The organism is Parabacteroides sp. AF17-3, from assembly GCF_003635445.1.
GTDB classification, from domain to species: domain Bacteria; phylum Bacteroidota; class Bacteroidia; order Bacteroidales; family Tannerellaceae; genus Parabacteroides; species Parabacteroides goldsteinii.
In genome coordinates this window covers 115,486-138,780 of sequence record NZ_QTMM01000019.1, presented here as the reverse complement: position 1 = coordinate 138,780, position 23,295 = coordinate 115,486, and the positions used below count along the sequence as shown (strand labels likewise).

Genomic DNA, 23,295 nt, shown 5'->3' with positions numbered 1-23,295 from the left:
AAATATGCTGATCGAAGGATTGCATGTGGAAGGAGTAGATGCTGCCATGTTCCTGCGTCGGACGGAATCATATGTGGTCGCCTTGCAACAGCTGGGCCGTTGCCTGAAAGCAGGTTCGGACCGTCATCCGGTAGTGCTTGACTTTGTCAATAACCTTTCGGGGCGTTCTGTTTATGAGGCTATGTCAAGGGAGTTGGTTTATCATCCGGCGATCCGTGCCCCGAAGAGCTTTAAAGGCTTTATGGAGTTTGAGGTAACCGGATTCCTGTCTGATATCCGTGCCCGTGTGGATGATATGCTGGCGGAGTTGGATGCGTGGCCGGTCATGTATGAGCGTCTGATCGAATATAAGGAACGTGAAGGGCGCTGGCCGCAGGCAGCCGAAGGAAAGTTGGGAAACTGGTGCAATACCCAGCGGATTGCCCGGAAGAAAGGGACGTTGTCGGAAGATTATATCTCACAGCTGGACCGGATCGGTTTTGAATGGGAGGTGCAGGACAGCCGCTGGATGAACTGCTTTGAAGAACTGAAAGCATTTATGGCTGTAGAACACCGTTGTCCCAAACGCGGTGAAAACAAACTGAATACCTGGTGCAACACCCAACGGCAGGCACGAAAGAAAGGTCTCCTTTCCAATGAAAGAATCCGGTTGCTCGATTCGATCGGCTTCTGGTGGGAACAGGATCTGGATTCGCTCTGGGCGGAGAACTGGCAGCAGGTACTTATTTATTACAAGAAACATAAACGCTGGCCCAAAAGCAATGAAGGAAAAGCCGGCAGTTGGTGTAACACCCAGCGTAAAAACCGGAAACAAGGTCTACTTTCAGCTGAACGCATCGCTCGGATGGATGCCGAAGGTTTTATCTGGACCATCGATGATGTCTGGATGGAAAACTATGAAAAACTACAACAATTCTTCTCTGAAAACAACCGCTGGCCAACCGCCCGTGAGAACAAGCTGGGCAGTTGGTGTTTCGTACAGCGCAGAGCCTTGAAAAAAGGCGAACTCTCCTCTGATCGTAGGAGTCTGCTGGATAAGATTTCTTTCCCCTGGAGTTTGAGGTAAATTTCCAATAATACTTTCCTATTAGTCAATGGCGACATCCTGCCATTCCCCTTTCACCAATTCACGGGTAGATTTAAACCCGATCTCTTTCAGCAATTTGAATGCCTTTTCCCGTCCGTCGTTTACCAGGTCAGGATAATGGCAGTCGGAATTAACCATCACGGGGATGTTCATCTCTTTCAGTAATCCGAGGTACTCTTTCCGGGGAAATAGCTGTTGCTTCTTTTCCAGATTTTTGGTGTTTATTTCAACCATCAATCCTTTTTCTACTATCAGGTCGAGGGTTGCTCTGAACGGTTCCTGATACCAGGCTGCGTCAAAAGAGAAACCTTCGCATTTGTGCCCGTTCATATATATTTTATCCATATGGCCGACAATATCGATACCGCCGGCTTCTATCATTTTTAGTGTCGAATCATAATAACGGGTTACCAACTTGCGGATATCTCCTTCAAAATAACGTTCTACCGATGCTTTATAATCAGCGAAGGAACCGTCGATACAGACCATATTCTCTTCACTCAGATGTTCCGAGATAGGAAGGAAATGGATGGAGCCGATGCGGTAGTCCAACGGAAGTTCCTGGAAATAAGGGATGGATGGGTTGTAGGTTTCATCCAGATAATCAATTTCCAGGGCTGTATATATTTCTAACCGGTCGCTGTATTTCTTTTTCAGCCGGTCTATTTCAGCCAGGTATTCGGGCATGTCGTTTTTCGACATGTTCCAGAAGGTCTCGAAGGGCAGGGGGGAGTGTGATGAAAATCCATACGCCCGGAAGCCATGGGATATAGCGAACTTTACAAAGTCTTCAGGCGTACTGCGCCCATCACAGAATGTACAATGACTGTGATAATTACTAAGTTGCATAAATATTCTATTGTCGATTGTTTTAGGAATACAAAGATAGAAAATCTTTCTGAACATATTGACCGGGACTGTTGTTTAATAGTTGAGAGATTGTTAAACAGGTGATAATTTATAAGAGATATGAACAGACGAGAAAGATTGGAACTGGAGGTTTCGAATATCCAGTCGAAGATAGATAATGCTCCGAAAGATATTCCTTCCCATATTTTAGATTCGTGGAGGAAAGATATAGTCAGTCTGGAGTTTGAGTTGAACAACCTTGTCGATAGCGAGGAAGATAATAATTACTGATAGGTATATTTATAGGTTAATAGATTGTTTTAGGAAGAAAAGAAGCGGAACATCCCGATGTTGCCGCTTCTTTTTTTCAATCTTTTATTTGATGACATTCAGCTCTTTACCAACTTTGATAAATGCTGCAATGGCTTTATCCAGATGTTCTTTTTCGTGGCCGGCAGACAACTGAACGCGGATACGGGCCTGGTCTTTCGGAACTACCGGATAGTAGAATCCTGTTACATAAATGCCTTCTTCCTGCATTTTTGCAGCAAAGTCCTGAGACAATTTGGCATCATACAACATTACGGCGCAGATAGCAGACTGTGTCGGTTTGATATCGAAACCGGCAGCCAGCATCTTATCGCGGAAGTAAGAAACGTTGTTCATCAGCTTAGTATGCAGTGCGTCGCTTTCTTTCAGAATCTTGAACATTTCCAGACTGGCTCCGACGATAGCCGGTGCTACTGAGTTCGAGAACAGATAAGGACGTGAACGCTGGCGGAGCATGTCGATAATTTCTTTTTTACCTGTAGTGAAACCACCCATGGCGCCACCGAATGCTTTACCTAATGTACCTGTGAAAATATCTATTTTTCCATATACATTATATTGTTCTGCCACACCGCGACCTGTCGGACCGGCTACACCGGCTGAGTGAGATTCGTCGACCATGACCAGTGCATCGTATTTTTCTGCCAGTTCGCAGATCTTGTCCATCGGAGCAACGTTACCGTCCATAGAGAAGACACCGTCTGTGGCGATGATGCGATGACGCTGTGCCTGAGCTTCCTGCAAGCAACGTTCCAGGTCAGCCATATCGGCGTTGGCGTAGCGATAACGTTTTGCTTTACACAAACGTACACCGTCAATGATGGAGGCGTGGTTCAACGCATCGGAGATGATGGCATCTTCTTCGCCGAACAACGGCTCGAACAAACCACCGTTTGCATCGAAACAGGCGGCATACAGAATCGTATCTTCTGTTTTGAAATAATCGGAAATAGCGGCTTCCAATTCTTTGTGCAAATCCTGTGTTCCGCAGATGAAACGAACGGATGACATACCGTATCCGTGAGAATCCATGGCATCTTTAGCTGCTTTAATCAGACGCTGGTTGTCTGACAGACCAAGGTAATTGTTGGCACAGAAGTTTAAAACATTACTTCCGGCATTTACTTTAATGTCGGCTCTTTGTGGCGTAGTGATAATACGCTCGTTTTTGTACAATCCGGCTGCTTTAATGTTAGCCAGTTCCTGTGTAAGGAAATCTTTCAGTTTACCGTACATAACTTTGTTTTTTGTTAGTATTTTTGAATCAAGTAGACTATTTAGTTAACAATTGATAGTTGAAAAGTAACAGTTAGTTCGTTTTTGTTACAAAGGACTGTCAACAGTTAATAGTCAACTCTCAACTGGTGAAGCAAAGGTCATATTTTTTTTTGAATATTAGCATGAAAAAACACAAGAAAATCGTGTGGGAACAATTTTATTCTCTATACCTTTGCCGCAGAAAAAACTTAAAAGAACAATAAAAACGCAATGAAGAATGTATTAATTATCGGTTCTACCGGTCAGATCGGCTCAGAGTTAACCATGGAGTTGAGAAAACGTTATGATGGCGACATCGTAGCAGGTTATATATCCGGAGCAGAACCCAAAGGTGAACTATTGGAATCAGGACCTTCTGCACTTGTTGACATAACAAATGAACAGCAGATCGCCGAGACAGTGTCTAAATATAAGATTGACACAATCTATAATCTGGCTGCATTGTTGTCTGCCGTTGCTGAAGCAAAGCCTCAGTTAGCCTGGAAGATCGGTATGGGTGGATTATTCAACGTACTGGAAGTAGCACGTGAAATGAAATGTGCCGTATTTACTCCGAGTTCTATCGGTGTATTCGGTAACAACACTCCGAAAGACAAGACTCCGCAGGATACGATCCGTAACCCGCGTACGATGTATGGTGTGACTAAAGTTTCCGGCGAGTTGTTGAGCGACTATTATAACATCCGTTTCGGTGTGGATACACGTTCGGTTCGCTTCCCGGGATTGATTTCTTACGTAACTCCTCCGGGTGGTGGTACAACTGACTATGCAGTGGATATTTATTATTCAGCCGTAAAGGGTGAGAAGTTTGAATGTCCGATCGCTGCCGGAACATTTATGGATATGATGTATATGCCGGATGCATTACATGCTGCTATCCAGATTATGGAAGCCGATCCTACACGTCTGCAACACCGCAACTCATTCAATATTGCTTCTATGAGTTTCGATCCGGAAATTATAGCAAACAATATCCGTAAATATATTCCTGACTTCCAGATGGAATACAAGGTTGATCCGTTGCGTCAGGCGATCGCTGATTCATGGCCCAATTCATTGGATGATACTTGTGCCCGTGAAGAATGGGATTGGAAGCCGACTTACGATCTGGATACAATGACTAAAGACATGATCGCAAAACTGAAAGAACGTTTCGGTAAATAACAAATATAAGAGGTTTGTTGATGGGAGGGGATATCCGGTTTAGGGTGTCCCCTTTATTTTTAAGTGGGGTGAGTAATAAAGTTTCCTGTAAAGGATACTTCATTTTATATGTTTTAGAGCATGTTTTGGTTAAATAATGTTAATGCGAGGCATTTTTCTTGCAAATATTATGCTGAATAACATAAAACCCCTATATTTGCACTGTGTTTTTCATGGTATTAGATTTAAGGTTAACAATGAAGATTGGCTGTCCGTGATGGATAGCCTTTTTTTGTTTATATGTGTCTGGATTTGCTATTTCGTAGAAACCATGTTACTGTATTTTTTCGGGTATCCTGAGAGGATTGCCAGTAAAGCGCCGAATCCCAATAAATAAGGATAGTATAGGTACTGCATAATCTCGAGAGGGGAGACCTGACCTAATCCTGAAGCCATTAGCAACTGTGCCCCGTAGGGGATGATTCCCTGAATGAAACAAGAGAAAATATCCAGAATACTTGCGCTGCGGCGTGGGTCGACTTTGAAACGATCTGCAATATCTTTTGCGATCGGTCCCGCCATGATCAGGGCAATCGTATTGTTTGCCGTACAGAGATTGGCAAAGCTGACCAATGCGGCGATACTCATTTCCGCTCCTTTGGAGGAATGGATGCGGGAAGTCAGTTTGAGGATGATCCAGTCGATACCTCCATTGTAACGAATCATTTCCAACATGCCTCCTGCCAGTAAAGTGACGATAATCAGTTCACCCATATTGGTTATACCGAGTCCCATCGAAGCTGTCCAGCCCCATATGTCGAAACCTCCCGTCAGCAATCCGACAATGCCGGAGAGCAGGATACCGATAAATAAGACCAGCATTACATTGACTCCGCAAATGGCGGCGACAAGGACTACCAGGTAAGGAACCACCTTTGTCCATTCGATCGCTCCGGCTGTGTAATTGCTGTCGATACCGCTTCCAACCAATACATATATTATACCTGTAATAATAGCGATGGGGAGAGCGATACGGATGTTCACTTTAAACTTATCATTCATGTTACATCCCTGTGTTCGGGTGGCAACGATCGTAGTGTCGGATATGAAAGACAGATTGTCGCCGAACATGGCTCCGCTTACAACCACTCCGAGCATCAGGGGATCGGGCATTCCCGTCTTATCGGCAATACCTACTGCCACTGGAGCGAGGGCAACGATTGTACCTACGGAGGTCCCGACTGAAATAGATATAAAGCAGGCAGCCAGGAATATACCGGCAGCCAACAGGTTTCCGGGCAGGATCGACATTGCCAGATTGACGGTCGCATCTACGGCCCCCATCGCTTTGGCTGTCTGGGCAAACGCCCCGGCGAGAATAAAGATCAGTACCATCAGCATGATATTGCTGTTGGCAGCTCCGCGGCAGAATTGTTCGATACGGTTGGACAGTTTTCCTCCCTTGGATATGGCGATAGCAACGACAGATGATATGACAAAAGCTACGGTGATAGGCATCTTATAAAAATCGCCTGCCAATATGGATACGACCAGATAGGTGAGCAGGAATACCAGTAAAGGTATGAGTGCCCAGGCATTAGGCGCATGATTTAAAGGAGAGTTAGAAGGAGAATCGCAACGCAATACGCACCCCTCCTTTCTTTATATTCGGTTCATCCAGATAGGTAAGCCGTCGGTAATAATCTATACGAAGAATCTTGAAGATGTTTTCCAGGCCGACGCTTGCTTCCATATAGGGTGTTTTACCCAAAGGACGTGTGCCGTCGGGCAGGAGGAACAGATTCGGTGTCAAGGCCGGATTGTTTTTATCCGTCAGTCCTCCGTAGATACCATTGAAAGAGATTACTTCGCGTAACCTTAGCCATTTGATACCCGGGATACGGTTTAATATCCAACCTTTTAAATAATAAGTTGCATTGAATGAAACATATTGGTCTGTCACAAACTCCAGGGCATTCATCATGTGGAATGCTTCCGGCTGGATAGTAATTGACTGGTTGGTATTCGGCAGGATCAGCAGCGGGAAAGGTACTTTGTTCCATACTTTTCCGGCTTTCAACTGCGTATCGATATGCCCGAACGAGGATAACCAGATACGTTTTTCCGCACTGACTTCCGTATGATTGTAGTTATATTCTCCACCCAGTACCCCTTTGATACCCAACTGATGTGACAGTTTGAAGATAGGAGCATCCTTCGACAGGTTGAAGACCGATTCTTTTCCGGAGCGTCCGTCGTAAGAGCGTTCACCGGGAGCGAAACGGAGTTGTGTTCCGATTTCAGAGGTTGTAATATCCTTTTTTTGAATCAATGTGCCGTCTGCTTCTTTCTCGATATATTTGAGCGTTCCGGCAGCCTGGTTATTCTGGTTATAGACCCATGACCTCCACGTAAGGCCGTTCAGCCATTCCTTTTCGTACTGGAACATGGATTTGCGGATATACTGCATTTTAGTTACAGGTTCGCCTACTTTCCAGGCAACAAAGATGTTATCCTTGCTGGTGAAAAGGAAATCCTGTCCGGGGGTATATACGTCATATTCCTGGATAAAGGATAAATTATTGACCGGACTTTCTCCTTCGTGGTATAGTTTTTTATTGAAGCTATGTGTCAGTTTTACATTGTATTTCAGTTTACGGTCGTTCGTTCCGTAGGCGAGATATCCGCTGGCGAACCAGTAAGGATTCAGGTTGGCTGTCGTCATACCGCCGATACGTAAACGGACACCTTCCAGACTGTTACCGCTGATTGTCGTGTTCATCGGACCGAAGTCGAATTTGGTGGATTTTTTATCGCCGGCTGTCGGGATATATCCGGATATAAGTATTTCTGCTGTTTTGATGATTACATTGAATGCCGGGACTTTCCGGAGTTGGGCCAGTAGGTCGTCCAAGGCGTTTTCTTTTTCTTTCAGAGGCACATGGCGGTTGTTTATCCAGAAGGTATCGGGCTGTTCGATTGCCACAGGTAATGTATGGAGTGAACCCAGCAGGTTGAAAACGGAGTCTGCTTTCGCCTGTTCTATGTTGAAATTGTATTTGTCGTAATTCCTGAGTTGGTGCGCATAGAGCTGCTGGGCGCCTTTTACCAGGTAGAAATTGACATAGGTGTTTTCGTTCTTTACTACCCAGGTGCTGTCCGGCATCCGTTCGAATTCCTGTTCGATGCGGAGTTTGTCCACCCAGTTCAGGTTGATATTGGCGGGGGTGTTCAGCAGGAATTTTTTTAAGGCATAATTACCGTCAAGAGTGATGTATAACCTTCCGGTAAAACCGTAACTCTGGCTGTTGACCGGAACGAAAGCCAGGTCGACACATTTATCGCCTCCTATATCGAGGGTATCCATGATATAGTATTTATAATAGCTGGTAGCCAGGGTGGAGGACAAGGGGCTGACGAAACGGTTCAACAGGATATTGATATTATTATCGAAGATGTTGATGCCCTGAAATATCTCTTCCAGGTTGGAGGTGATGCCCCCGCCGTCATCCAGAGTCTGGTCGACGCCTTGCATACGTTTGCCTTTGACAATCGTTTTTTCTGTTTTCGGATGTTTCCGGTAATATCTATCTGCAATTGTTTCACGAACGGAAAGGGTCAGGATGGGTTTACCGTTAAATTCGGAACTGTCCAGGTAGTTCTTGATGAATTTGAATTTCTTCATGAACTTGTTTTTCTCGAAATCCGGGTTGAAGTCATCCAGGGAGAGAGAGAGTTTTTCGTATACCTCGGTTTGATATTCGTCCTTGGCTTCGATGCGGTTGTCGTTCTTATGTTCGATTACTTTTTTAATCAGTTCGACGGCCGGATTGTCTTTACGGGAATATTTTTCTCTTTTGGGTTTGACGATGACTTCGGATATTTCGAAAGCGGTAGGGCGAAGGTCAATGGTAAGTCCGTCATTCTTCTGTCCGGTTTTCAGGTCGAGTATTTTAGTGTCGTATCCTAATGATGCGACAGCCAGCTTGTTATAACCTTTATCGTTCTGTAAGGCGAAAGCCCCGTTGTCGTCGGTCATTGCCCCAATGGTTGAACCGTCAAAATAGACGGAAACAAAAGCCAAAGGTTCTCCGGTTATTGAATCCTTTACGATACCGGATGCAGAGGTCATGCTTTGCGCATATAAAACGGCAACACCGGTCACTGCCTGCAACAGAACCAATAATACTATTAAGTGAATTCTTTTTACCATGAAACTAACGTTATTCCTTCTCGGATAATGCAGTTGGCAAAGGTAAGCTTTTTCCCCGTAGGAGCGGAGTCAGCCTTATTAATAATATTTAATCAAGGAGGATGCAGGAGCCGTTTACAACGACTTTATATTCTCCCTATTTACCGGATTCTTGCCTTCCGGTGTGTATAAATGATCGATGCGGGAAGCGTATGCTTTTTCTACTTTTCCACGGACAATCTTCATTGTACTGTTAACCATGCCGTTTTGTTCGGTGAACGGTTCGGGCAAGACGGCAAATGTGGTGGGTAGCCAGCGATCGGGGAACATAGATGACAAGTCACCCCCTTTACGGAAACGGTCGATCTGTTTTTGGATGATACGGATGGCTTCTTCTTTTCCTTTTTCCGTATTCAGATCGAGTTGCAGGTGGGAGAGATGTCTTTTCAGATGGTCTTTGTTCGGTACAACCAAGGCAACCGTATAAGGATTCTGGTTGTTGTAAAGCAACAGTTGGTCGATGCAGGAAGAATGTTCAACCAATGCTTCTTCGATACCTTCCGGACTGTATTTTTCGCCATCGCTACCGATCAGCAGGCTTTTGAAACGGCCTAATACATATAATAAGCCGTCTTTACCCATATATCCCATATCCCCGGTGTAAAGCCAACCGTCTTTAATGGTTTCGGTCGTAGAAGCCGGATTTTTCCAGTATCCTGCCATGACATTTTCTCCGCGGATAACAATTTCGCCTTTTTCTCCGAGGGGAAGTTCTTTACCTTCCTGGTCGCATATTTTCAGGTCAAGCGGTTGAACCAGTACGCCGCTGCTTCCAAACCTGTGGTGGCGCGGGCCGTTGGTCGAGATGACAGGGGTTGCTTCGCTAAGCCCGTACCCTTGATACATCGGCAGGCCGATGGCATAATAGAACTTTTGTAAATCCTTATCCAGCAGGGCACCGCCGCCGATAAAGAACTTCAGTTCGCCGCCAAAGTTTTCACGGACTTTAGAAAAGATGATACTATCGAACAGGCTTACAACCGGCTTTAGCAGGAACCGCCAGCCACGACCTTTGTCATCGCCGCCATCCCCGTTATAGGTATATGCCACGTTCAGTCCCATGTGGAACAGACGGTTGACCATGTTACCCTGCGCCCGGATGCCTTGTTCGATATTCTTCTTGAAGTTCTTGGCAAGGGCCGGGACACTCAATATTAAATACGGCTTAAATTCCTTGATGTTTACAGGGATATTCTTTAACGTCTCCATACCGGTTCTTCCCACCTGTACGGTAGCTACCGAAGCTCCTTTATACATAAATATATAGAAGCCTACCACATGGGCAAAGCAATGGTCGAGCGGAAGGATAACCAACGTGCGCCAGGTATCGTCGATATCTACGCAGGTAAGTGATTGCTCCACGTTAGCCGTGTAATTGCGATGAGTGAGGATAACGCCTTTCGGGTCGGCAGTTGTTCCGGAGGTGTAGGTGATTGTGGCATAATCATCGTTGGTAAGCGATTGTCCGATTGCCAGAAACTCTTCCAACGGATGTGCACTGAGGTATTCTTGCCCCATTTCTATTACTTTAGAGAGGGGAATTTCTTTTTCCTGATATTCTTTTTGGTCGTCGAAGATGATGATTTGCCGGAGCAACGGCAATTTATCGACGATAGAACGTATTTTCTTCAACTGGTTGCCGGATACCATAATATATTTTACATCGGCATGTGTCAGACGGAACAACAGGTCGTTTGCCTCTTCCAGTTTGATAGAGAGGGGGACGTTGGTGGCTCCGGCGTAGAACATCGCCAGTTCGCCGATGATCCAGGCGTTGCGGCCTTCGCTGAGCAGGGCCATGTTGTCGCCTTTCATTACTCCCAGGGCAACCAGTCCGGCGCCCAGCGTGTAAACCTGTTCCCTTACCTGTGTGTAGGTGGTAGGCTCAAATTTGTTTGTTGTCTTTTCCCATAAGAACGGGTTGTCGGGATATTGTTTCACCGAGTTTTCAAAAAGGTCTACCAATGTTCTTTTCATGACATCTTCATTTTATCCAATTAGCTTTATATTGTCGGAACTGATAATCTCCGCGTTGTTTGTGCCTCTTATAATAATGCCATAGTCCAGATAAAAATCGTTTATGGCATCGATACTGAATATCGTACTATTGAATGCAGATAGTAAATTGGGAAATGAAACGATAGCGTATACTTCTTTTTCCTGCGGTAAAATGCATTTATCTTTAAAGAATTGAACGGTCTGCTTTATTTGCTCAATCATATTATTCGGATAATCGTTTTCTTTCCTGAAAGCAGCGATCTCGTTTTCTGCATATTTCATTTCTACAAAAAGAACCCAATCTGTATCTTTATAATTATCGGGGTAAATAACACATTCGCATTGACGGGCCTTTTTCTTTTTGCTGTATTGTAATGCGTTTTCGCCGAATGCATCCACAAGAATGGATATGGCCGAATCATTCCTTAAGCAAACAGAGTGGATTAGTTTTCCTGTATTCGGGTTAACCGGAACACGATCATGTACTTTCAGATTTTCGCTCGTGAACTTTTTCCAATCAACGATATGGATGCTTGTATATGAACATGGATAAACCTGATGTTGTTGTATAGAATCATTTATCCGTGTTTTCATTTTGTTCTTTTGATATACTTGAGCATTGCATAATATTCATCCATTACTTCATTCATTATTGTGTTGAAATAATGATCTCCGATTGTATTCAGTCTGCTATTCTTAATATCTACTAACTTACCATCTTTTATTTCCCATGCGGATACCAGCGACGGATCTATCCATGATTGTCGGCTAGCCAGACTTTCCTGTTCCGTTTTCGGCATTGTCTCTTTTACTTGAAAGCCTAACATGCAGTTATTCAGGGCGTAAAGGATGTAGGGGCTATGGGTGGTGAGAATTAATGAGTCGTCTTCACGTTGCTGAACACTGCTGATGAGATTGTATAGTATATCTCGTTGGGTAGACGGAAATAGATTAAGTTCCGGTTCCTCAATAAAGAATCCGGTACCTGCTGTTGCGATATATGGAATAATATATGGCTCTAGTTCTGTAAATTGTATGCCGCCACCCTGCTTACTTAAAGTACTTATCAAAATATTTAGAAATCTGGAATCCCTCTCCTTAGAAGCTATACTTCTTGGTTCTTCATTTGTATATATCCACTCTGCAAAATAAGATCGCAATACGACTAAAGGGATCATAGATTGTAAACCACTGGATGCATCCATTAGTTGAATAACGGTACCGTCCTGATTTTGAATATAATCCATATCGCTCTTTTCGTCATAGTAATAGTCTATCTCTAAAAAGGGCAGATGAATATGTTTCTTAGGAGTGAATATTTTGCGGGCATTGTTCCAGTCTGCCATAAAATTCCTTATGTTGTTGTTGGGCAGGCTGACTTCTTTCCAGTCGGAAATCATCGAAACAATATTTCTTTCGGCAGGAATATATGACAGTTTTATCCTTTTATATCCAAACTGGTTCTTCCAATTTATGACAGGTTCTTTATCTTTATATATATATTTCAGATTAATTGTTTCTGAATGATATTCTATTTCTGAAGTTTCCTTAAAATAGCCGGTGAGTTTGTGGAAACGAGCTAATTCTTCAATAAATACACCTTCTTTGAGGAAGTAATCAAAAGATTGATCTAATGATATTTTCTTTTCCACCCAAGAACAGTAACATGCAATTTTATTGATAGTACTTTTCCCCGAACTCTGGGGGCCCATGATTACATTGACTTTGTTTAGTTCAATGTCTGCATATCTTATCGGACCTATATTTTTAATTCTTAAATGTGGCATATTATATTCTTATATTAATTCTCGCAAATGTAAAGAAATATATTTGAACCGAGTTGCTTACAATGGTTTATTCGTGAGAAGTCTTTGTCTTCTCTATTTCTTCAAGCAGCATGCAGGCAGCCTCTACTGTACTCACATTTTTTATTACGATACTGCGCTTACCGTTCTGGTCCCGGAGATTACATTCGCGGGGATGTTTTTGTATAAAGGCCAGCAATTTGTCGAAAGCCTCGCTCTGATAGTACGGGCTTTCGGAGTTGGATATGAGGATGATGTTCATCTGCCCCTTCTTTAATACTACTTTTTCCATTCCCAGCTTCTTGGCCATACGGCGGAGGCGGACGATACGGATCAGTTCTTTTCCTTCCTTCGGAATTTTGCCGAAGCGGTCTTTCAGACGTTCCGTGAAGGCCAGTATATCCCGTTCTTCTTCCATATTATCCAGTTCGCGGTAGAGAGAGACACGTTCCGAATCGTTGGGGATATAGGTGGGTGGGAACATCAGTTCGAGGTCGCTTTCGATATGAGTTTCGCGGATATATTCGCTGCCGGAATCCCGTTTGCCGTTGTCGGAATCGGCATACAGGTCGGCAAACTCATCGCTTTTCAGTTCATCGACAGCCTCTTCCAGAATCTTCTGGTATGTTTCATAGCCAAGATCGGCAATGAAACCGCTTTGCTCGGCTCCCAGCATGTTACCGGCACCACGGATATCCAGGTCCTGCATGGCGATATGGATACCGCTACCCAGCTCAGAGAAGTTCTCGATGGCCTGCAAACGCCGGCGTGCCTCCTGTGTCAATGAAGAAAGAGGCGGGGAGAGCAGGTAACAGAAGGCTTTGCGGTTGCTTCGTCCTACACGTCCGCGTAACTGGTGCAGGTCGGACAGGCCGAATTGCTGTGCGTTGTTGATGATGATTGTGTTGGCATTCGGTACGTCGATACCGCTTTCCACAATGCTGGTGGCGATCAAGACATCGTATTCGTAATTGACGAAATCGAGGATGATCTTCTCCAGTTTTTCCGGTTCCATTTGTCCGTGACCGACTGCTACGCGGGCATCGGGTACTTCACGGCGAACCAGATTCTCTATCTCGTAAATATTCTGGATACGGTTATTGATAAAGAAAACCTGTCCGTTACGGCTCATCTCGAAATTGATCGCTTCACGGATAATATCGGGGTTGAAACGCTCCACTTCCGTCTGTACCGGATACCGGTTGGGCGGGGGAGTGGTGATGCTGCTCAGGTCGCGGGCACCCATCAACGAGAATTGCAAAGTTCGCGGGATCGGTGTCGCTGTCATTGTCAGCGTATCCACATTCACTTTCATCTGACGAAGTTTTTCCTTAACGGATACGCCGAACTTTTGCTCTTCATCGATGATAAGCAATCCCAGGTCTTTGAACTTGACATCTTTGCTGACAATACGATGCGTACCGATCAGGATGTTCACCTGACCGTCGGCGACATCCATCAACGTCCTTTTGATCTGTGCCGTAGTCCTTGCCCGGCTGATATAATCGATCCGGCAGGGGAAATCTTTCAGACGCTCCGAAAAAGTCTGGAAATGCTGGAAAGCAAGAACTGTTGTAGGAACCAGTACGGCTACCTGCTTGTTATCGGAAACGGCCTTGAAGGCAGCACGGATCGCTACCTCTGTCTTGCCGAAACCTACGTCACCACAGATCAGGCGATCCATCGGACGTAAACTTTCCATGTCTTCTTTCACTTCGCTTGTCGCTTTCATCTGGTCGGGCGTATCTTCATAAATGAAGCTCGCTTCCAGTTCGTGCTGCATGAAGCTGTCCGGCGAGTAGGAGAAACCTGTCTCCTGTTTGCGTTGGGAGTAGAGAAGGATCAGGTCGCGGGCAATGTCCTTGACCTTATTCTTTGTCTTTTCCTTCATCTTCTCCCAGGCACCGGTTCCCAGCTTGTTCAGCTTGGGCGGTTCGCCGCTGTCTTTTCCTTTATATTTGGATAGCTTATGCAGGGAATGTATGCTGACGAAGATGATATCGTTGTTCTGGTAAATCAGCTTGATAGCTTCCTGTATCTTGCCGTTTACTTCGGTGCGTACCAGGCCGCCGAACTGCCCGACGCCATGGTCGATATGCACGATATAGTCGCCGGTTGTGAACTGGTTCAGTTCTTTCAGTGACAACGAGAGTTTTCCGCTGCGGGCCTTTTCGCTTTTCAGATTGAACTTGTGGAAACGATCGAACAGCTGATGATCCGTAAAGAGACAGATACGCAGCGCGTCATCGGTAAATCCTTCATGGATGGTCTTGTTGACCGAAGTGAAAGGGATATTTTCTCCCCGGTCCTCGAAGATCGCCCGGATACGGGTTGCCTGTTTTTCTACGTCACTCAATATATATAATGTATAGCCACTCTCCAGATAGTTACGGAAAGAGTCGCTCACCATGTCGAAATTCTTATGGTAAATAGGCTGTGCCTGTGTACTGAATGTAAGGGTGGCATCCGCTACTCCTGCCGGGCGTGTACCGAAATGTATCCGGCGGAAGTTGAGGGCTGCCCGGAGGAAATCTTCTCCAGTCACCAGTCTGGCACGCATTCGGCTGATGTCGGCAAACGATTCTTCGTCACCGACAACCGGCTCTTCGTTCCACAGGCTGCCGATACGTTCCTTCGTCCATGCCAGGTCTCTGGCTGCCAGGATTGTTTGTGCAGGCAGTGAATCCAGCAGCAGGGTGTTGGTACGGTCGCTTTTATTCATTTCCGGCACGATATAGATACTCTCCAGTTTCTCTTTGGAAAGCTGGGTTTCCACATCGAACGTACGGATTGTCTCCACTTCCTTTCCGAAGAAGTCGATACGGTAAGGAAATTCGTAGGAGAAAGAGAATACGTCCAGGATACTGCCGCGCAGGGCATATTGCCCCGGTTCGTAGACATAGTCCACCTGTTCGAATCCATATTCGTCGAGCACGTCGGACACGAACATATTATCCAGCTTCTCGCCGACACTGATCTTTAGAGTGTTCTTTTTCAGGTCGTCGCGCGATATGACCTTTTCAGCCAGTGCATCGGGATAGGAAACGATCACGAAGGGTGCTTCGGGGTCCTGGAGGACACTGAGCACTTCGGTCCGCAGTATTTCATTTGCCGGATCGATATGTCCGTATTTGATGGCCCGGCGGTAAGCGGACGGGAAAAAGTAAATCTCATTGCTTCCGGTCAGCTGCATCAGGTCGTGATAGAAGTAGCCGGCTTCTTCCTGGTCGTTGAGTATGCACACATAGTTGCCCCCTCTTTTTAAAAAAAGAGAAGCGATTGTCATTGCTGCGCCCGAGCCGTTCAACCCTTTCAGGAAAATGTTATTTGACGTATTACCGTTCAAAAGGGTATCCAATGCGGAAACTTGTGGGTGGGCGGCGAATATTTTAAGTAATTCTTGTACCTCCATTAAAATTGTTGTCTGTTGACAAGTAACAAATGACAGCAACAAATGTTACTGAAATGTTTGGCAAAGGTAGCTTTTTTGTTCAAAATAATATAGAGTAATAAGTTTAAATCAACTAAAATATGTACCTTCGCATTCGGGTTGATAACCGATTGCCGACAGTTCTGCGGGATAGTTGCAGTAAATCTGTCAACTGTCACTTGTCAACTGTCAATTAATAAAAGAAGTATATGTCAGACAGTATTGTTATTATTCCGACCTACAACGAGAAAGAGAATATTGAGAATATTATCCGTGCGGTATTTGGGTTGGAAAAGGAGTTTCATATTTTGATTATAGATGATGGCTCGCCTGATGGAACAGCGGATATTGTAAAGCGATTACAGAGTGAATTTCCTGAACGTCTTTTCATGGTAGAAAGGAAAGGTAAGTTAGGGTTGGGAACTGCCTACATTTGCGGTTTCAAATGGGCGATCGAACATAAGTACGACTTTGTCTTCGAAATGGATGCCGATTTCAGTCATAATCCGAATGATCTTCCGAAGTTATATGCCGCCTGCACGGAGCAGGGGGGAGATGTGGCTATCGGTTCGCGTTACAGCAATGGCGTGAATGTGGTGAACTGGCCGCTGGGACGTGTATTGATGTCATATTACGCATCTGTCTATGTCCGCTTCGTTACCGGGATGAAAGTACAGGATACGACTGCCGGTTTCAAATGCTACCGTCGCGAGGTGCTTGAGGCGATCGATCTCGATCATATTCATTTCAAGGGATATGCTTTCCAGATAGAGATGAAGTTTACGGCGTATAAATGTGGTTTCAAACTGGTGGAAGTGCCTATTATCTTTATCAACCGCGTATTGGGAACATCGAAGATGAACTCTTCCATATTCGGGGAAGCGTTGTTTGGCGTGCTTAAACTGAAGTGGTGGAGTTTATTCCGCAAGTATCCGCAGAAGAAGTAAAGGGGATAGCTGGTAATAGAGGACGGATTCGTTACAATTTTTTTCGCCATTATTATATTTGTCAGGATTAATTATGGTAAATTTGTTGCTTTCAGTACTAAATTCAATATCATGAAGCTTCTTACAAACACATTCTTGTTAGCCGCATTCTTGTTTTTACCCGTGCGTGTGTTCTCGCAAACACAGCAGGACGAACTGGAGCAGATCCGTCAGAACTATATCGGGACCTTGATCAGTTCCAATGATGAATCGGATTTACTCAACCGCATATTGTCCGGTATCCCGCCTGAGACGGAAATGTCTGATCAGGTCGTTGTGGAACTGCATCAGCGGTATCCCTTCAATATGGAGAAGATCAAAGGATATATGGAGAGTATAAATGAAGACGGTTCCTGGCCGGATATCAACTATACAGATACCAAACGCTCCGGATGGGATGCCAAGAAGCATGCCGACCGTATACTGGAGCTGGCAAAACTCTATCATGCCGAAGGACCTTCGTGCACCTGGTCGCCCCGCTTCTCTACGGTTATTCATCAGGCGCTCGGTTATTGGTTCCGCATGAAACCTGTTTGCAAGAACTGGTGGTATAACGAGATCGGCATCCCGAAAACGTTCGGGCCGGCTTTCCTGCTGCTCCGTATGCAGATGACACCCGACGAACTCAAAGAAGCTGTGAAAGTAATGGATAACGCCCGTTTCGGCATGACGGGGCAGAATAAAGTCTGGCTGGCAGGAAACGTACTTGTCAAAGGTTTGCTGACAGACGATTATGCCTTGGTAAAGGCTGCCCGCGATACAATCATCTCTGAAATAACCACCGGGCGTGAGGAAGGTATTAAAAGCGACTGGAGCTTCCACCAGCACGGGCCGCAACAGCAGTTCGGCAACTATGGGCTGGCTTATCTCGGTGAGATGAGTTTCTATTCGGGATTGTTTGCCGGGACTTCCTTTGCTTTGAATGCCGAACAGCAATCTATCCTGAATAATTTATTAACGGAAGGCTATCGCTGGATTATCTGGCGCGGCTATATGGATGTGAATGCCCTCGACCGGCAATTGTTCCATAATGCCCCTATTCATAAAGCGCTGGCGATAGGATATGCTGCCAGTTCACTGAAGAAGGGTAGCGCACCGGCCGATGTGCAGAAGATGGATGATTTCCTGAATGACAATTTCCCTCCCCAACCTGCGCAGGGGGCAGCCTTTTCCGGACAGAAACATTTCTGGGATTCAGACCAGACTATCCATCGCGCACTGGGGTGGATGGCCTCTGTCAAGATGGCTTCGCAGCGGGTGATCGGTACTGAGTTAGTAAATGAAGATAACCTGAAAGGTTTTTATATGGGTGACGGCGCTACTTATATATACCGTAACGGCGATGAATATCTGAATGTGTTCCCGTTCTGGGACTGGCGTAAGGTCCCGGGTATTACTTCGTATGAAAGCGATGCGCCTATCCCTTCTCCCCGTACTTACGGGGCGCATGTCCGTAATGAAACGACTTTTGTCGGTGGTGTAACGGATGGCAGTACAGGCATGACCGCCATGATCCTGAACCGTGACGGAGCACATGCCCGCAAGTCGTGGGTTATCACGGACGATTTTGTGTTATGCCTCGGGGCGGGGATTCAGACCGACAGTACGCTGAACCTGGCGACATCGATCGACCAGCGTATGAAACAGGGGGAACTGGCTTATTGGGAAAATAACCGTTGGAATCCTGTCGACGGAACTGTTACGATCACCGGGAAGGCTCCGCGTTTCTATCATGACAGTACCGGTTATATCCTGATGCAACCTGAAAACAGTGTGGCGATCTCAGAAAAACGTTCCGGCCGCTGGTCCGACTTTATGGGTTCATATATACCGCAAACAGTGGAAGGGGAGGTGGTCTCTTTATATATCCGCCATCCGAAAGAGCTACCCGCCACTTACCAATACCTGATACTGCCGGCCTCTTCGGCAGACCGTACAGCTACTTTCCGTACGGATGATATCCGGGTGCTTCGCAATGACGAGGCCATGCAGGCCGTAGCAGCCGGTAACCGTTTCTATGTCACCGCATATCAGGAAGGAACCATCCGCCTGTCGGATGATATAACACTGGCGGTACATACACTGGGTATCTATATGCTTTCTCCGGAAAACGGGAAACTCCGTATAGAGGCAAGCGATCCGACACATACACAATCGTCCTTGTCTTTAACGATCAATGACTACGATTTGAAGATAATGGTTCCTGCCAACCAGGCTCCCGGCCAGTCTGTTTCCGTTACCCCGGTTATCTGCGCGCCGTTGGTAAAGTCAATTTCCGTAGATGGCAAAAAAGACGACTGGCAACAGATACCTGTAGCCGTGTCGGGCCTGACCGCTCCCTGGAACGGGGCTGCTAAAGACCGGACCCGGTTCTCTGTCTGCCACGACAAAAAGAACTTATATTTCCTGTATGAGGTAGCCGATACTACCATTATATATAATAATGAAAAGACCGAGGCTTCGGTTGGGAGCAGTGACCGTATCGAGTTTTTCTTCAGCAAAGACCCGGCTATGGGCGATTATTATTGTGCGGAGATCGATCCGCGCGGAAAGGTCATGGACTATCATGCAAAGTTCTACCGCCAGTTTGATTTCGACTGGAACTTTAAAGGGCTGAAACTGGGAACACATACCGGTAAAGACACCTATATCGTGGAAGGCTCCATCCCCTTGAAGAGCCTGGAAGAAATGGGCGTGATCTCACCGGACGGCGAGATACGTTTCGGTGTATACCGTGCCGATTATTACGGGCCGCAAGAGGAACAGGTGATCTGGTCGTCCTGGATCATCCCCGATGCCGCTAATCCGGATTTCCATATACCGTCTTCTTTAGGAGTACTGAAATTGCGGTAAGAGGTGGTTCGTAATTTATCAGAATTGAGAAGTATATTGTCATTATTATAAGTAATAGAGGAGAATATAAACAGTATTTTTGCTTGCATATAAGATCGATGTAATTGCTTAATTCATGTATTATGGCGAAAATAACACACTTATTCTCTTTATGTATTCTTGTTTGTTTAGGTCTTTTGTCATGTAATAAGACAGAGACGTCTGCAAATCATCCATCCTTTGCCAGTATCGAGCAAGGCTTCCGTTCAATACCCGATAGTGTACAGACCGGTGTCTATTGGTACTGGATTTCTGATAATATATCGAAAGAAGGGGTGGAACGTGACCTGGAAGCCATGAAAGTGGCTGGTATTAATCGTGCGTTTATCGGGAATATCGGTATCGATGGCATCCCTTACGGCGATCATAAACTGCTGAGTTCCGAATGGTGGGAAGTGCTGCATGCCGCTTTGAAGAAAGCCACGGAACTGAATATAGAAATCGGAATATTCAACAGTCCGGGATGGAGCCAGTCTGGTGGTCCGTGGGTAAAAAGTTCACAGGCTATGCGTTATCTGGCCTCTTCAGATACGATTGTCGCCGGACCGGGACGTATGCAACTGACGCTACCTTCCGTTGGAAAAGATGAACAGGACGTCTGCGTTATCGCTTATCCAGCATTGGATAAGCCAGTGGCGGAAAAAAGCTGGGCGATAAATAAGAAGTCAGGGCAATCGTCCTCCTCCGTTCTGGTCTTTGATAAGGAAGCAACCGTCCGTACACTGATCTACCGGGTAAATACACCTTTTAAAACGACCGCCAAGCTGTGGGTGAAAAAAGGAGGAAAGGAAGAATTGCTGAGACAATTCGTGATCGACCGTAGTAACCCGGCACTGAATGTAGGCTTTGTCCCTTATGCGCCGGTCGTTATTTCCCTTCCGGAGACTTCCGCTTCACAGTTCCGCCTGGAAATGTCTGAAGAAGGAGAGGCTGCCGGAAATGTAACCCTTACATCTTCTCCCATGATGGAACGCTACCCGGAGAAATCGCTGGCTAAGATGTTCCAGACCCCGCTCCCTATGTGGGATGACTATCTCTGGGAAAAACAGCCTGCCGTTAGTGATGCCTCTTTGATGGTTTCGCCGGATGCGATAAAGAACGTGACTGAATTTTCAAAGAACGGTGTGTTGGATTGGGAAGTGCCCGAAGGTAAGTGGGTGATCCGCCGGATGGCGATGTTGCCGACAGGTGTAACCAACTCGCCGGCTGCTCCCGAAGCTACAGGACCTGAGATCGATAAGATGAGCAAGAAACATGTCGCTTTCCATTTTGATGCCTTTATCGGTGATATACTGAAACGCATTCCGGAGGCTGACCGTAAAACATTTAAGGTAGTTGTCCAGGATAGCTATGAAACCGGAGGACAGAACTGGACCGACGATATGATCAGCGTATTTAAGGAACGTTACGGATATGACCCCGTTCCGTATCTTCCGGTTCTGGAAGGTACAGTGGTCGGTAATCCTGATATTTCAGACCGCTTCCTGTGGGATTTGCGCCGTTTGATAGCCGATCGTGTTTCTTACGATTATGTAGGTGGCTTGCGTGATGTTTGTCATCAGCATGGATTGACGACCTGGCTGGAAAATTACGGTCATTGGGGATTCCCGGGCGAGTTTCTGCAATATGGCGGCCAGTCCGACGAGATAGCCGGCGAGTTCTGGAGCGAAGGTTCCCTGGGGGATATCGAGAACAGGGCGGCTTCTTCCTGCGGACATATTTATGGCAAGAGACGTGTCTGGGCCGAGTCGTTTACAAGCGGGGGACCTGCTTTCGGCCGCTATCCGTATCAGATGAAGCAGCGTGGGGACCGTTTCTTTACGGAAGGGATAAACAGCTCTTTACTGCATGTATATATCCACCAGCCGTTTGAAGACCGCGAACCGGGGTTGGATGCCTGGTTCGGTAATGAATTTAACCGGAAGAATACCTGGTTCAGCCAGATGGATGTCTTTACCGGCTATCTGAAAAGATGTAACTTCATGTTGCAACGCGGCGATTATGTGGCAGATGTAGCTTACTTTATCGGAGAGGATGCTCCGAAGATGACCGGTATCTGTACGCCTGAACTTCCTGCCGGTTATTCCTTCGATTATATTAATGGGGAAGTTTTGTTGCAGCGGGCATCGGTGGAAGACGGCCGGATTGTTTTGCCTAGCGGAATGAAATATCGTTTGCTGGTATTACCCCAACTGGAAACCATGCGTCCGGAAATTTTGCAGAAGATAAAGGAACTGTTGCAGGCTGGCGCCTGTGTGATAGGGCCTGCTCCGAAATATTCTCCGAGCCTGAGTGATTATCCGGCTGCCGACCGGAAAGTGCAGGCACTGGCTTCCGAGCTTTGGGGCGACCAGACAGAATCCGTACGGACAATAGGTAAAGGCCGTCTGTTTATGCCGGCGACTTCCCTGCAACCGGTATTGGAAGCCTTGAACGTAAAACCGGATATGCGTGTTAATTCCGGTACGCCTGTTTTGTTTATCCACCGTGCTACGGATGAAGGTGATATTTATTTTATCTCGAATCAAAGTGAAAACCCGGTTGATATAAACCCGTCCTTCCGTGTAGCCGGAAAATTACCGGAACTGTGGAATCCGCTGACAGCAGAGATACGTCTTTTGCCGGAGTTTACCTGTGCCGACGGAGTAACTACCGTACCGGTTCGTCTCGAAGGCTTTGAAAGCTCCTTTATTATCTTCCGTAAAAAAGGCACGCCGGCGAAAACAACTGCCCGGAATTATCCGGTCAAAGAGGTTCTGGCAACCGTTAGCTCTCCCTGGCAGGTCGATTTTGAAAAAGGGAAAAGAGGACCGGAAGAAGCTGTAACCTTCCCGGCATTGCAGGACTGGACAGAAAGTACAGACCCGTCCATCCGCTATTTCTCAGGAAAAGCAATCTATACCAACCGGATCACCTTGGATAAACTGCCTCAGAAGGCGCTTTATCTGGATCTGGGCAAGGTGATGGTCATGGCGAAAGTAAAGATCAACGGACAGTATGTTGGCGGCGTATGGACAACCCCTTACCGCCTGCCGGTTGGAGACTTTCTACGTAAAGGGGAGAACCTGATCGAAGTGGAAGTCGTGAATAACTGGAGGAACCGCCTGATCGGTGACGCTTCGTTGCCTGAAAAGGAACGCGGCACCTGGACAAACGTGAATCCCTGGAATGCAGATTCGCCTCTACAATCGTCCGGTTTGATCGGACCGGTGGAAATACAGGCCTATTCTTACGAATAACCGCTC

General features: G+C 46.1%; 14 protein-coding genes. 6 read left to right on the top strand and 8 right to left on the bottom strand.

Going from position 1 to position 23,295, the window contains the following annotated elements:
• A partial coding sequence (locus DWW91_RS22925; RefSeq protein ID WP_199722621.1) for a Helicase associated domain protein occupies window positions 1-1,066 on the top strand: 1,066 nt, incomplete at its 5' end.
• Between the two features lie 21 nt (window positions 1,067-1,087).
• On the opposite strand, the gene DWW91_RS22920 is transcribed toward DWW91_RS22925, so the two are convergent.
• Complete coding sequence (locus DWW91_RS22920; RefSeq protein WP_199722620.1) at window positions 1,088-1,936, bottom strand: histidinol-phosphatase; 849 nt, start codon at window positions 1,934-1,936, stop codon at window positions 1,088-1,090.
• A 120-nt stretch (window positions 1,937-2,056) separates the two neighbouring features.
• Between DWW91_RS22920 and DWW91_RS27900 the strand changes: the two genes are divergently transcribed.
• Complete coding sequence (locus DWW91_RS27900; protein WP_007656129.1) at window positions 2,057-2,227, top strand: hypothetical protein; 171 nt, start codon at window positions 2,057-2,059, stop codon at window positions 2,225-2,227.
• 84 nt (window positions 2,228-2,311) lie between these two features.
• Here the strand turns inward: DWW91_RS27900 and kbl are convergent, their stop codons facing one another.
• Window positions 2,312-3,502: a glycine C-acetyltransferase gene (kbl, locus tag DWW91_RS22915; protein WP_010802868.1), complete on the bottom strand. Its 1,191-nt coding sequence runs from the start codon at window positions 3,500-3,502 to the stop codon at window positions 2,312-2,314.
• 252 nt (window positions 3,503-3,754) lie between these two features.
• Between kbl and DWW91_RS22910 the strand changes: the two genes are divergently transcribed.
• Window positions 3,755-4,708: an NAD-dependent epimerase/dehydratase family protein gene (locus DWW91_RS22910; protein WP_007656131.1), complete on the top strand. Its 954-nt coding sequence runs from the start codon at window positions 3,755-3,757 to the stop codon at window positions 4,706-4,708.
• Window positions 4,709-5,002: 294 nt separating this feature from the next.
• Here DWW91_RS22910 and DWW91_RS22900 read toward each other — a convergent pair whose 3' ends face one another.
• The 6 genes from DWW91_RS22900 to mfd all read right to left on the bottom strand — a co-directional run bounded on the left by DWW91_RS22900 (window position 5,003) and on the right by mfd (window position 16,154).
• The gene (locus DWW91_RS22900) at window positions 5,003-6,331 is read right to left on the bottom strand and encodes a Na+/H+ antiporter NhaC family protein (RefSeq protein WP_122329009.1); all 1,329 of its coding nucleotides are present in this window, start codon (window positions 6,329-6,331) and stop codon (window positions 5,003-5,005) included.
• The gene (locus DWW91_RS22895) at window positions 6,309-8,900 is read right to left on the bottom strand and encodes a DUF5686 and carboxypeptidase-like regulatory domain-containing protein (protein WP_010802871.1); all 2,592 of its coding nucleotides are present in this window, start codon (window positions 8,898-8,900) and stop codon (window positions 6,309-6,311) included. The genes DWW91_RS22900 and DWW91_RS22895 overlap by 23 nt, the downstream gene beginning before the upstream one ends.
• A 114-nt stretch (window positions 8,901-9,014) precedes the next feature.
• Window positions 9,015-10,916, bottom strand: a complete 1,902-nt coding sequence (locus DWW91_RS22890; RefSeq protein ID WP_122329008.1) for a long-chain fatty acid--CoA ligase — start codon at window positions 10,914-10,916, stop codon at window positions 9,015-9,017.
• Between the two features lie 12 nt (window positions 10,917-10,928).
• A complete protein-coding gene (locus DWW91_RS22885) occupies window positions 10,929-11,531 on the bottom strand; it encodes a hypothetical protein (RefSeq protein ID WP_122329007.1) in 603 nt (200 codons plus the stop codon).
• Window positions 11,528-12,724 carry an AAA family ATPase gene (locus tag DWW91_RS22880; protein WP_122329006.1) on the bottom strand — a complete coding sequence of 399 codons (1,197 nt, stop codon included), beginning with the start codon at window positions 12,722-12,724 and terminating at the stop codon, window positions 11,528-11,530. The genes DWW91_RS22885 and DWW91_RS22880 overlap by 4 nt, the downstream gene beginning before the upstream one ends.
• 67 nt (window positions 12,725-12,791) lie before the next feature.
• Window positions 12,792-16,154, bottom strand: coding sequence for a transcription-repair coupling factor (gene mfd, locus DWW91_RS22875; RefSeq protein ID WP_122329005.1), 3,363 nt, complete (start codon window positions 16,152-16,154; stop codon window positions 12,792-12,794).
• A gap of 227 nt (window positions 16,155-16,381) precedes the next feature.
• Here mfd and DWW91_RS22870 point away from each other — a divergent pair, with 227 nt between their 5' ends.
• The 3 genes from DWW91_RS22870 (at window position 16,382) to DWW91_RS22860 (ending at window position 23,289) form a co-directional block, all read left to right on the top strand.
• Window positions 16,382-17,119 (top strand): polyprenol monophosphomannose synthase, encoded by a 738-nt coding sequence (locus tag DWW91_RS22870; RefSeq protein ID WP_007656150.1) that lies wholly within the window; start codon window positions 16,382-16,384, stop codon window positions 17,117-17,119.
• Between the two features lie 111 nt (window positions 17,120-17,230).
• Window positions 17,231-20,011 (top strand): polysaccharide lyase family 8 super-sandwich domain-containing protein, encoded by a 2,781-nt coding sequence (locus tag DWW91_RS22865; RefSeq protein WP_122329004.1) that lies wholly within the window; start codon window positions 17,231-17,233, stop codon window positions 20,009-20,011.
• A 122-nt stretch (window positions 20,012-20,133) separates the two neighbouring features.
• Complete coding sequence (locus DWW91_RS22860) at window positions 20,134-23,289, top strand: glycosyl hydrolase (RefSeq protein ID WP_122329003.1); 3,156 nt, start codon at window positions 20,134-20,136, stop codon at window positions 23,287-23,289.
• Window positions 23,290-23,295 lie beyond the last annotated feature (6 nt).